This is a genomic window from Limnobaculum parvum, from assembly GCF_003096015.2.
In the GTDB taxonomy this organism is placed as follows: domain Bacteria; phylum Pseudomonadota; class Gammaproteobacteria; order Enterobacterales; family Enterobacteriaceae; genus Limnobaculum; species Limnobaculum parvum.
In genome coordinates this window covers 364,536-377,208 of record NZ_CP029185.2, presented here as the reverse complement: position 1 = coordinate 377,208, position 12,673 = coordinate 364,536, and the positions used below count along the sequence as shown (strand labels likewise).

Genomic DNA, 12,673 nt, shown 5'->3' with positions numbered 1-12,673 from the left:
AGCCATAAAGTCTGAGAAGATTGCCCCAATATACTGAGAAAATAGCCTACACCCCTGATAATATTTGAGCGTTGTTACGCAATGTCGATACTGTGCGGTGACACAACAAAAGTAGATTCATTATAGTCAAATGGTGATGACGACGTTATGGCATCACCGGAGCCAACGCTTCCCCCCAGCTCCGCATCAATAGCCGGGGCTATAAATATAGCCCCGGTCCCCTCAGCAATATCTGCATGACAGCCAAATGCAGGATTTACAGACGTAAAAAAACCGCCCCGAAGGGCGGTTCCTGAATCAGCTAGTCTAGCCGATATTCATTATCACTACTTGTCATGACTACTCGTCATCACTACCCAGACCGGCATTCAGTAGCTCAGCCAAGTTGGCCGTTGCTTCTTCTGCGCTAACCTGAGTTGATACAACCTCTTCAACATGACGACGGCGCGCACGAGCCTGATGATAAGCATAACCAGTACCCGCCGGAATCAGGCGGCCCACGATCACGTTCTCTTTCAGACCACGTAACTCATCACGTTTACCAGCAACGGCAGCTTCTGTCAGCACGCGCGTTGTTTCCTGGAACGATGCCGCAGAGATGAAGGACTCTGTTGCCAACGATGCTTTGGTGATACCTAACAGGTCACGGGCAAAGGTTGCAGCCAGTTTACCGTCGGCTTCAAGGGTGCGGTTAGCAATCTTGATACGCGCGTATTCTGCTTGCTCGCCTTCCAAGAAATCAGTGTTACCCGGATGAACGATAGTACCTTTACGCAGCATCTGACGAACGATAACTTCGATGTGTTTATCGTTAATCTTAACGCCCTGTAAGCGGTAAACTTCCTGAACTTCGTTAACGATGTAACGAGTTACTTCATGCACACCACGCAAACGCAGGATGTCATGTGGAGATTCAGGACCATCAGAAACAACGTCACCGCGTTCTACCAGTTCGCCTTCAAACACGTTCAGCTGACGCCACTTAGGAATCATCTCTTCGTATGGCTCGCTGCCATCCATTGGAGTGATGACCAAACGACGCTTGCCTTTCGTCTCTTTACCGAAGGAGATTACGCCACTGATTTCAGCCAGAATCGCAGGCTCTTTCGGACGACGCGCTTCAAACAGGTCTGCAACACGTGGCAAACCACCGGTAATATCGCGAGTACCGCCAGATTCTTGTGGAATACGGGCTAACGTATCACCAGCACCGATTTCTACGCCATCTTCTAACTGGATAATTGTTTTACCCGGTAAGAAGTATTGAGCAGGCATATCAGTACCAGGAACCAGAACGTCATTACCTTTAGCATCAACGATCTTCAGCGCAGGACGCAGGTCTTTAGTACTACCGGTACGCTCAGCACCTTCCAGAACAACGATAGAAGACAAGCCGGTTAATTCGTCAGTTTGACGAGTAATCGTCTGGCCATCGACCATGTCGGTAAAGCGAATAAAACCGCCTACTTCAGTAATAACTGGCATGGTATGTGGATCCCAGTTAGCGACAGTTTCGCCACCCGTAACACCCACACCATCACCTTTCGCCATAACTGCACCGTAAGGCACTTTATAGCTCTCTTTAGTACGACCAAATTCATCGATTAAGGTCAGTTCAGTATTACGTGAAGTGATAACCAGTTTATTAGCAGCGTTGATAACAAACTTAGCGTTCTTCAGCTTCAGGTTACCCGTGTTTTTCACCTGAATACTGGACTCAGCCGCCGCACGCGATGCCGCACCACCGATATGGAACGTACGCATGGTTAACTGTGTACCCGGTTCACCGATTGACTGAGCCGCGATAACACCGATAGCTTCACCTTTGTTGATGATATGGCCACGGGCCAGGTCGCGTCCGTAACAGTTAGCACAAACACCGAAGTCGGTATCACAGCTAACAACAGAACGTACCTTGATAATATCAACAGAGTGCTCTTCTAACAGGTCACACCATTTTTCATTCAGCAGCGTATTGCGCGGCACCAAAATGTCAGCAGTGCCTGGTTTCAGAACGTCTTCAGCCGTTACACGACCTAATACGCGCTCACGCAGAGGCTCTTTAACGTCGCCACCTTCGATAACTGGCGTCATCACGATACCATCGTGAGTTCCACAGTCGTCTTCGATAACAACCAGATCCTGCGCCACGTCAACTAAACGACGTGTCAGATAACCGGAGTTTGCTGTTTTCAGTGCGGTATCCGCCAGACCTTTACGAGCACCGTGAGTAGAGATGAAGTACTGGAGTACGTTCAGACCTTCACGGAAGTTCGCAGTGATCGGGGTTTCGATGATTGAGCCATCTGGCTTAGCCATCAGACCACGCATACCCGCTAGCTGACGAATCTGTGCTGCCGAGCCCCGTGCACCGGAGTCTGCCATCATAAAGATGCTGTTGAAAGAAACTTGTTTCTCTTCTACACCGTCACGGTTAATCACGGTTTCAGTCGACAAGTTTTCCATCATCGCTTTCGCTACGCGTTCGTTAGCCGCAGCCCAGATATCGATAACTTTGTTATAACGTTCGCCGGCGGTAACCAGACCAGACTGGAACTGCTCCTGAATTTCTGCCACTTCGGTTTCAGCTTCAGTGATGATCTCTGCTTTCTTGGCAGGGATAACCATGTCGTCGATACCTACAGACGCACCGGAACGTGCTGCATAAGCAAAACCGGTATACATCGTCTGGTCAGCAAAAATAACGGTAGGTTTCAGACCCAAGATGCGATAACAGGTGTTAATCATCTTGGAAATGGCTTTCTTACCTAACGCTTGGTTGATAATTGAGTAAGGCAAACCTTTTGGTACGATCATCCACAGGATGGCGCGACCAACGGTAGTATCTACCAGACCCGTTTTAGCAACCAGTTCGCCTTCAGCATTTTTTTCATACTCAGTGATACGAACTTTAACGCGAGCATGCAGCTCAGCGTGGCCAGCACGATATACGCGCTCGGCTTCTTTAGGCCCACCAAGGACCATGCCTTCGCCTTTCGCATTCACTTTGTCACGGGTCATGTAGTACAGACCCAAAACAACGTCCTGAGATGGTACGATGATTGGCTCACCGTTCGCAGGGGACAGGATGTTGTTGGTAGACATCATTAACGCACGCGCTTCCAACTGGGCTTCCAGCGTCAACGGTACGTGAACCGCCATTTGGTCACCATCGAAGTCGGCGTTATAGGCCGCACACACTAATGGGTGCAACTGAATCGCTTTACCTTCGATCAGAACCGGTTCAAACGCCTGAATACCTAAACGGTGCAGAGTTGGTGCACGGTTTAACAGTACTGGGTGTTCACGGATAACTTCATCCAAGATATCCCATACCACGGCTTCTTCACGCTCAACCATCTTCTTGGCTGCTTTAATGGTGGTAGCTAAACCACGCAGTTCCAGCTTGCCGTAGATGAACGGTTTGAACAGCTCTAATGCCATCTTCTTAGGCAGACCGCACTGATGCAGACGCAGGTATGGACCTACGGTGATTACAGAACGACCCGAGTAGTCAACACGCTTACCTAACAGGTTCTGACGGAAACGACCCTGCTTACCTTTGATCATATCGGCCAAAGATTTCAGAGGACGTTTGTTAGAACCAGTGATAGCACGACCACGACGACCGTTATCTAACAGCGCATCAACCGCTTCCTGCAGCATACGTTTTTCGTTACGTACGATGATATCTGGCGCAGCCAAATCCAGCAGGCGCTTCAGACGGTTGTTACGGTTAATCACACGACGATATAAATCGTTCAGGTCAGAAGTCGCAAAACGACCACCGTCCAGCGGAACCAGCGGACGTAAATCTGGCGGAAGAACCGGTAATACGGTCAGGATCATCCACTCTGGCTTGTTACCAGATTGAATGAATGCTTCCAGCAGCTTAACGCGCTTGGTCAGCTTTTTACGTTTGGTTTCAGAGTTGGTTTCATTTAACTCTTCGCGCAGTTGTTCACACTCGGCTTCCAGATCCATGCCTTTCAGCAGAGACTGGATAGCTTCAGCGCCCATCTTGGCATCGAATTCATCACCAAACTCTTCCAGCGCATCCAGATACTGCTCTTCAGTCAGGATCTGACGACGCTCCAAGTTAGTCATACCGCCTTCAACAACCACATAAGATTCGAAGTACAGTACGCGTTCGATGTCACGTAATGGCATATCTAACAATAAGCCGATACGGGACGGCAGTGATTTCAGGAACCAAATATGCGCAGTAGGAGAAGCCAGTTCAATATGGCCCATACGCTCACGACGCACTTTAGTCTGAGTCACTTCTACGCCGCATTTTTCACAAATGACACCGCGATGTTTCAGACGCTTGTACTTACCGCACAAGCATTCGTAATCTTTTACTGGTCCGAAAATACGGGCACAGAAAAGGCCGTCACGTTCTGGTTTGAACGTACGGTAGTTAATGGTTTCCGGCTTTTTAACTTCGCCGAAAGACCAAGAACGGATCATGTCTGGCGAAGCCAGCGCTATTTTGATTGCATCAAACTCTTCGGTCTTAGTTTGTGCTTTCAGAAACTTAAGTAAATCTTTCACGGATCGGCTCCTGTCGGAGTTAAACCTGTTGGGCGCTCAACTTATTCTTAAACCTGTACTTAAACAGCTAATTAAGGAGTTAAGCGCCCCTGTGCCTGCAACCATCCCCGGCGCACCGGGGCTGGAAATAAGAGGAATTTATTCCTCTTCCAACTCGATGTTGATACCCAGCGAGCGGATCTCTTTCAACAATACGTTGAAGGATTCCGGCATACCTGGCTCCATCTGATGGTTGCCATCCACGATGTTTTTGTACATCTTGGTACGGCCGTTTACGTCATCGGACTTGACGGTCAGCATTTCTTGTAGCGTGTACGCTGCGCCATAAGCTTCCAGCGCCCACACTTCCATCTCACCGAAGCGTTGTCCACCGAACTGAGCCTTACCACCCAGCGGTTGCTGAGTAACCAGGCTGTAAGAACCGGTAGAACGTGCATGCATCTTGTCATCAACCAAGTGGTTCAGTTTCAGCATGTACATATAGCCAACGGTAACCGGACGTTCGAACTGCTCACCGGTACGTCCATCAAACAGCGTGATCTGACCAGAGGTCGGTAAACCGCCCAGAGTCAACAGCTCTTTGATTTCTTTCTCTTTTGCACCATCAAACACTGGTGTTGCAATTGGCATACCCTTACGCAGGTTCTCTGCCAGAGTCAGCACTTCTTCATCGGTAAACGTAGCTAAGTCTACTTTCTGACGCGTATCATCACCCAGATCGTAAGCCTTCTGGATAAATTCACGCAGCTTTGCAACTTCCTGATGCTGCTTCAGCATGGCGTTAATCTTGTCGCCAATACCTTTAGCAGCCAGACCCAGATGGGTCTCCAGAATCTGACCGATGTTCATACGCGATGGTACACCCAGCGGGTTCAGAACTAAGTCAACAGGCACGCCGTTTTCATCATAAGGCATATCTTCGATCGGGTTGATCTTAGAGATAACACCTTTGTTACCGTGACGACCTGCCATCTTGTCACCAGGCTGAATCTGACGCTTAACCGCCAGATAGACTTTGACAATCTTCAGAACGCCAGGGGCTAAATCATCGCCCTGAGTGATCTTACGGCGCTTGCCTTCAAGTTTTTTCTCAAAATCGGATTTCAGTTCGTCGTATTGCTCTGCCAACTGTTCCAGCTGGTTTTGCTTATCTTCGTCACTTAAACCGATTTCAAGCCACTTGTCGTGAGTCAACTTGCTCAGTTTCTCTTCTTCGATACCGCCGGAAACCAGCACATCGTGAATACGAGCAAACAGGCCAGCTTCGAAAATCTTCAGCTCTTCAGTCAAATCTTTCTTAACCTGCTTCAGCTGCATATCTTCGATTTCAAGCGCACGCTTATCTTTTTCTACGCCGTCACGGGTAAATACCTGAACGTCGATAATGGTACCTGAAACGCCATTTGGTACGCGCAGTGAGGAGTCTTTAACATCAGACGCTTTCTCACCAAAAATTGCGCGCAGCAGTTTCTCTTCTGGCGTCAGTTGAGTTTCGCCTTTAGGCGTTACTTTACCAACCAGAATGTCACCGCCGGTCACTTCAGCACCGATATAAACGATACCGGATTCATCCAGCTTAGACAGCGCTGCTTCACCCACGTTAGGGATATCAGCAGTGATCTCTTCCGGCCCTAACTTGGTATCACGCGATACGCAAGAAAGTTCCTGAATGTGGATCGTTGTGAAACGGTCTTCCTGTACAACACGCTCAGAAACCAAGATGGAGTCTTCGAAGTTATAACCATTCCAAGGCATGAATGCGACACGCATGTTCTGGCCTAGCGCCAGTTCACCGAGGTCAGTAGACGGACCATCAGCTAACACGTCACCGCGCTCAACTGGCTCGCCTAAAGAAACGCATGGCATTTGACTGATACAGGTGTTCTGGTTAGAACGGGTGTATTTAGTCAGGTTATAAATATCGATTCCTGCTTCGCCCGGCATCATCTCGTCTTCGTTAACTTTAATTACGATACGAGAAGCGTCGACGTACTGAACGGTACCACCGCGAGTTGCAACGGCGGTTACACCGGAGTCAACGGCTACAGCACGTTCCATACCGGTACCTACCAGCGGCTTGTCAGCGCGCAGTGTTGGAACCGCCTGACGTTGCATGTTTGCACCCATCAGAGCACGGTTGGCGTCATCATGTTCTAGGAACGGGATCAGTGAAGCACCGACGGAAACAACCTGTTGGGTTGAAACGTCCATATAGTCCACTTGATCGCGACTAAACAGGCTTGATTCGCCTTTGTTACGACAGGTCACCAAATCTTCCATGAAGCCGCCATCGTCATCCAGGTTGGAGTTCGCCTGAGCGATAACGTAGTTGCCTTCTTCAATAGCAGATAAGTAATGAATTTCATCGGTCACCTGACCGTCACGTACGCGACGATATGGCGTTTCTAGGAAACCATACTCGTTAGTCTGTGCATAAACAGACAAGGAGTTGATCAGACCGATGTTTGGACCTTCTGGCGTTTCGATTGGACATACACGACCATAGTGAGTCGGATGTACGTCACGTACTTCGAAGCCCGCACGCTCACGCGTCAAGCCGCCTGGACCCAGTGCAGAAATACGACGCTTGTGCGTAATCTCAGACAGTGGGTTGTTCTGATCCATAAATTGTGAAAGCTGGCTTGAACCAAAGAACTCTTTCACCGCTGCCGAAATCGGCTTAGCGTTAATCATGTCCTGAGGCATCAGGGTATCAAGGTCGCCTAATGACAGACGCTCTTTAACCGCACGCTCAACGCGCACTAAACCAACACGGAATTGGTTTTCAGCCATTTCACCAACAGAACGGATGCGACGGTTACCTAAGTGATCGATATCATCCACTTCACCAACACCGTTACGGATGCCGATCAGCTTCTTCATCACTTCAATAATGTCGTCTTTGCTCAGAATACCTGAGCCTTCAATCTCTTCACGGCTTAAAGAGCGGTTGAACTTCATGCGGCCTACCGCAGAAAGGTCATAACGATCTTCAGAGAAGAACAGATTCTCAAACAAATTTTCTGCAGCTTCACGCGTTGGTGGTTCGCCAGGACGCATCATACGGTAGATTTCAACCAGCGCGCTTAAGCGATCGGAGGTTGGGTCGACGCGTACAGTTTCAGAAATATAAGCACCGTGGTCCAGATCGTTGGTGAACAGCGTTTCGATACGCTTATGGCCAGCCATGCTCAGCTTAGCCAACAGATCCAACGTTAGCTCCATATTCGCAGGGCAAATAATTTCCCCGGTCTTCTCATCGATATAATCTTTAGAAGCGACTTTTCCAATAATGTATTCGGTCGGAACTTCAATTTTATCGATGCCATCTTTTTCAAGCTGGCGAATATGACGAGCAGTAATACGACGACCTTTCTCGACGAAAATCTTACCGCCAGCTTCAATATCGAAAGAAGCGGTTTCACCGCGCAGGCGCTCAGGAACCAGTTCCATCTGCAACTTGCTATCGCGGATTTCAAATACGACCTTGTCAAAGAACAGATTTAAAATTTGTTCAGTCGAGAAATCCAACGCGCGCAGAATAATGGTCGCTGGTAGCTTACGACGGCGGTCAATACGAACAAACAGGTTGTCTTTCGGGTCGAACTCGAAATCTAACCAAGAACCGCGATAAGGAATAATACGTGCGTTATACAGCACTTTACCCGATGAGTGGGTTTTACCCTTGTCGCTATCAAAGAACACACCCGGACTACGGTGTAACTGAGAAACAATAACACGCTCTGTACCGTTGATAACAAAGGTACCGTTATCGGTCATGAGCGGAATTTCGCCCATGTAAACTTCTTGTTCTTTGATGTCTTTAACCGTGCCCGCCGGAGCGTCACGATCGTAAATCACCAGGCGCAGTTTTACGCGCAGCGGTGCAGAATAGGTCACACCACGAATTTGACACTCTTTGACATCGAATACCGGTTCACCAAGACGATAGCTCACATACTGTAACTCGGAGTTACCGCTGTAGCTCTGGATAGGGAACACTGAACGGAATGCTGCTTCCAGTCCATGTTGGCCTTCCGGGTCTTGCTCGATGAACTTCTGGAACGAGTCAAGCTGGATAGAAAGAAGGTAAGGAATGTCCAAAACTTGTGGACGTTTACCAAAATCCTTACGGATGCGTTTTTTCTCGGTATAGGAGTAAACCATAGGGTTCCTCAGCTCGCTGGAAAGTCGAACCACTCTGTCCGTCCAGATAGGGACAGTTCATGCAACACGATTTATATCGATCGGAAGAATGAGATATCTTCCGTAATATTTTTTCCCGATAACTCTTAAATCATTTCATCGCGCTGTGATTGCAGGATTTACTACAGTCAGGGAGAGCAATATATTAAGTCGTTACCCGAAAAAAATATTGGGGCTACTCAGCAGTAAAAAAGTGTGAAATTCCACTGAACCCCTAGAGCGCAAAAAGGCTGGTGACTAAAAAGTCACCAGCCATCAGCCTGTAAGTCAGGCTGCAAACTGGAACGAGGTCTTACTTAACCTCAACAGAAGCACCCGCTTCTTCCAGTGCTTTCTTCAGAGCTTCAGCTTCATCTTTGCTGATGCCTTCTTTAACTGCAGTTGGAGCAGCTTCAACTAAATCTTTAGCTTCTTTCAGACCCAGACCGGTTGCGCCACGTACTGCTTTGATAGCAGCAACTTTGTTAGCACCAGCGTTGGTCAGAATTACGTCGAATTCAGTTTTCTCTTCAACAGCTTCAACAGCTGCTGCTGGGCCAGCAGACAGAGCTGCTGCAGAAACGCCGAATTTCTCTTCCATAGCAGAAATTAATTCAACGATTTCCATTACAGACAGAGCTGCAATACCGTCTAAAATTTGGTCTTTAGTGATAGTTGACATAACAAGTGATCCTAAAATATAGAAATAATTTATACGCTAAAAAGCAACGATAGAATAAGCAATTAAGCTGCTTGTTTCTGATCGCGCAACGCAGCCAAGGTACGAGCCAATTTGCCGGCAGCGGCTTCTTTCATGGTTCCCATCAGGCGTGCGATTGCTTCGTCATAGGTTGGTAAGGTTGCTAAGCGGTCAATGTTTGCCGCAGAGATAAACTCACCTTCAAAGGCTGCTGCTTTAACCTCAAACTTTGCATTTTCTTTAGCAAATGCTTTGAATAAACGAGCAGCTGCGCCCGGATGTTCACTAGAAAACGCGATTAAGGTTGGACCAATAAACGTGTCTTTCAGGCACTCGAATTGTGTGCCTTCAACTACGCGACGCATTAAGGTGTTACGAACAACACGCATATATACGCCAGCTTCACGACCTGCTTTACGCAGTTCAGTCATTTTGGCTACAGTAACGCCGCGGGAATCCGCAACTACTGCAGACAGCGCACCCTTGGCTACTTCGCTAACTTCAGCAACAATCGCTTGTTTGTCTTGAAGATTTAATGCCATTGGCTTTGTGCTCCTGGATTAGACCGGGATAATTCCCGGAACTCACATCACCTGAATCAATTGTTTTCCGAAGAAAACAATGAACAGGCGTTAAAACACGGTGAGCAGAATCCGGCAAAGACTATTCTTTTAAAAAAGAAAAACATTCTTTTGGCTCTCTCACCGTCTACGCAGGCCGTTATACTTTTCATGTAAGAACAAGCAATTAAGTATGTTGCCATACACCTGCGGTCTTGGACGGAGGCCTGGATAAGGCCAGGCTCCAACCGAAAAATTCTAAGGGGCCAAATTCTAGACGAATCTGGCACCATAGTAAAGCAGTGAATTAAACGTTCGCTGCTGAGCTCAGGCTACTTTGATCGATAGCTACGCCAGCACCCATGGTGGTTGACAGGCTAACTTTCTTAACAAAAATACCTTTAGCTGTAGATGGTTTAGCTTTCTTCAGTGCAGACAGCAGAGCTTCTAAGTTCTCTTGCAGTTTATCTGTATCAAAGTCAACTTTACCGATAGTGGTATGAATAATACCGTTCTTATCATTACGATAACGAACCTGACCAGCTTTAGCATTACGAACAGCTTCAGCAACGTTAGGGGTAACGGTACCCACTTTCGGGTTTGGCATCAGGCCACGTGGACCTAACACTTGGCCTAATTGACCGACAACACGCATTGCATCTGGAGAAGCAATAACGACGTCGAAGTTCATTTCGCCTTTTTTGATTTGGTCTGCTAAATCTTCCATACCGATCAGATCTGCACCCGCTTCTTTAGCTGCCTCAACGTTTGCACCTTGAGTAAATACAGCTACGCGAACGGTACGACCGGTACCGTGTGGCAGTACAGTTGCACCACGAACGTTTTGGTCAGATTTACGCGCATCGATACCGAGGTTTACGGCAACGTCTACACTTTCAACGAATTTAGCAGTTGCTAATTCTTTCAGTAAAGCAACAGCTTCAGTAATTTGATACTGTTTAGTTGCTTCAACTTTGTCACGGATTACGCGCATGCGCTTGGTTAGCTTAGCCATTGATTAACCCTCCACTACCAGGCCCATGGAACGAGCAGTACCTTCAATAGAACGCACCATAGCGTCTACATCAGCACCAGTCATATCCGCGGCTTTAGTTTGTGCAATTTCACGAACTTGCGCGCTTGTAACAGTTCCAACTTTAGTTTTGTTTGGAACGCCAGAACCAGACTTAATGCCTGCAGCTTTCTTCAGAAGAACAGCCGCTGGTGGAGTCTTGGTAACAAACGTGAAAGAACGGTCTGCATAAACAGTGATTACCACAGGAATTGGTAAGCCTTTTTCAATGCTTTCAGTTTTAGCATTGAACGCTTTACAGAATTCCATGATGTTCACGCCTTGTTGACCCAGAGCTGGACCAACCGGTGGACTTGGGTTTGCCATACCAGCTGCAACTTGCAGCTTAACGTAGGCTTGGACTTTCTTAGCCATGAGTTATTTCCTCGGTTTGGGTGATAACGCCTCGAAAGGCTCCCCGTTTTTAAATAAACCTGTGAGTGCTTTTATAAAAATAAAAGGCGCGGAATTATATAATAACCCCGCGCACCTTACAATATCGTAATTCAATAACCTGACAGTTATCTTTCACCAACCCATATTGGTTAGTAAATCAGCCTTTTTCGACCTGACTAAAGTCCAGTTCAACCGGTGTCGCACGACCAAAGATAGATACCGATACTTTCAAGCGGCTCTTCTCATAGTCAACTTCTTCAACCACACCATTAAAGTCAGCAAATGGGCCATCATTAACACGGACCAGTTCACCCGGCTCAAACAGCGTTTTCGGACGTGGCTTATCACCAACCTGTTGTAGGCGATTCATAATCGCATCAACTTCTTTATCGCTAATCGGCGCTGGACGATCTGAAGTACCGCCAATGAAGCCCATAACGCGTGGAATGCTACGAACCAGATGCCATGTAGCATCGTTCATCGCCATTTGGACTAATACATAGCCTGGGAAGAATTTACGTTCGCTTTTACGACGTTGGCCACCGCGAATCTCAACAACCTCTTCGGTTGGAACCATCACTTCACCAAATTGATCTTCCATCTCGTTCAGTTTAATGTGCTCGCGCAGAGATTGCGCTACGCGACCTTCAAAACCGGAGAATGCTTGCACTACGTACCAACGCTTTTTAGGGGCTTCAGACATCTTAGAACCTCAGGCCAGTTATAAATGAGACCAAACGGACCAGAATACCATCCAGCCCCCATAGAATCAGTGACATAACAACAGTCACCGCCGCAACGATTAAAGTTGTTTGCAGCGCTTCCTGACGCGTAGGCCAAATTACTTTTTTCATTTCAATGCGTGCAGCGCGCGCAAATTCGACAATTGCTTTACCTTTAACGGTAAACAACGCGATCGCAAAAGCAATGCCAATAATCGCCACAACCGCAATTGCACGTATCGGTAAACTATATCCACGATAGATATAATTACCAGCAATAGCGGCAATCAATAACGCAGCGACAATCAGCCATTTAACTATTTCTAGTCCGCGCCCGCTTGCTTGAGCTTCGGTATTCGCACTCATAAACCAACCTGTCATTATGACTTAAGTAAATCTTTCACCCCGCATTATAGCAGAGCAACCAAGCCGAATGCTCGTTCTTCGGCATAATACGCCATATATGAGCCTATCTCACCCT

8 protein-coding genes are annotated in these 12,673 nt (G+C 47.6%); all 8 read right to left on the bottom strand.

Annotated elements, in window-relative coordinates; translation table 11 throughout:
* Positions 1-339 precede the first annotated feature (339 nt).
* The 8 genes from rpoC to secE all read right to left on the bottom strand — a co-directional run bounded on the left by rpoC (position 340) and on the right by secE (position 12,558).
* On the bottom strand, positions 340-4,557 hold the full coding sequence (gene rpoC / locus HYN51_RS01105) for a DNA-directed RNA polymerase subunit beta' (RefSeq protein ID WP_108901163.1): 4,218 nt from the start codon (positions 4,555-4,557) through the stop codon (positions 340-342).
* 138 nt (positions 4,558-4,695) lie between these two features.
* Positions 4,696-8,724 (bottom strand): DNA-directed RNA polymerase subunit beta, encoded by a 4,029-nt coding sequence (gene rpoB / locus HYN51_RS01100; RefSeq protein WP_108901162.1) that lies wholly within the window; start codon positions 8,722-8,724, stop codon positions 4,696-4,698.
* 331 nt (positions 8,725-9,055) lie between these two features.
* Positions 9,056-9,424: a 50S ribosomal protein L7/L12 gene (rplL, locus tag HYN51_RS01095; protein ID WP_108901161.1), complete on the bottom strand. Its 369-nt coding sequence runs from the start codon at positions 9,422-9,424 to the stop codon at positions 9,056-9,058.
* 62 nt (positions 9,425-9,486) lie between these two features.
* The gene (gene rplJ, locus HYN51_RS01090) at positions 9,487-9,984 is read right to left on the bottom strand and encodes a 50S ribosomal protein L10 (protein ID WP_108901160.1); all 498 of its coding nucleotides are present in this window, start codon (positions 9,982-9,984) and stop codon (positions 9,487-9,489) included.
* A gap of 325 nt (positions 9,985-10,309) precedes the next feature.
* The gene (gene rplA / locus HYN51_RS01085; RefSeq protein ID WP_108901159.1) at positions 10,310-11,017 is read right to left on the bottom strand and encodes a 50S ribosomal protein L1; all 708 of its coding nucleotides are present in this window, start codon (positions 11,015-11,017) and stop codon (positions 10,310-10,312) included.
* 3 nt (positions 11,018-11,020) lie between these two features.
* Positions 11,021-11,449 (bottom strand): 50S ribosomal protein L11, encoded by a 429-nt coding sequence (gene rplK, locus HYN51_RS01080; protein ID WP_108901158.1) that lies wholly within the window; start codon positions 11,447-11,449, stop codon positions 11,021-11,023.
* Between the two features lie 178 nt (positions 11,450-11,627).
* On the bottom strand, positions 11,628-12,173 hold the full coding sequence (nusG, locus tag HYN51_RS01075) for a transcription termination/antitermination protein NusG (RefSeq protein ID WP_108901157.1): 546 nt from the start codon (positions 12,171-12,173) through the stop codon (positions 11,628-11,630).
* 1 nt (position 12,174) lies between these two features.
* Positions 12,175-12,558: a preprotein translocase subunit SecE gene (secE, locus tag HYN51_RS01070; protein WP_108901156.1), complete on the bottom strand. Its 384-nt coding sequence runs from the start codon at positions 12,556-12,558 to the stop codon at positions 12,175-12,177.
* Between the last annotated feature and the right edge of the window lie 115 nt (positions 12,559-12,673).

Coding starts and splice junctions, on each gene's coding strand:
- rplA (WP_108901159.1), bottom strand. CDS start 11,017: ATGGCTAAGCTAACCAAGCGCATGCGCGTAATCCGTGACAAAGTTGAA.
- rplK (WP_108901158.1), bottom strand. CDS start 11,449: ATGGCTAAGAAAGTCCAAGCCTACGTTAAGCTGCAAGTTGCAGCTGGT.
- rpoB (WP_108901162.1), bottom strand. CDS start 8,724: ATGGTTTACTCCTATACCGAGAAAAAACGCATCCGTAAGGATTTTGGT.
- rplJ (WP_108901160.1), bottom strand. CDS start 9,984: ATGGCATTAAATCTTCAAGACAAACAAGCGATTGTTGCTGAAGTTAGC.
- nusG (WP_108901157.1), bottom strand. CDS start 12,173: ATGTCTGAAGCCCCTAAAAAGCGTTGGTACGTAGTGCAAGCATTCTCC.
- rplL (WP_108901161.1), bottom strand. CDS start 9,424: ATGTCAACTATCACTAAAGACCAAATTTTAGACGGTATTGCAGCTCTG.
- secE (WP_108901156.1), bottom strand. CDS start 12,558: ATGAGTGCGAATACCGAAGCTCAAGCAAGCGGGCGCGGACTAGAAATA.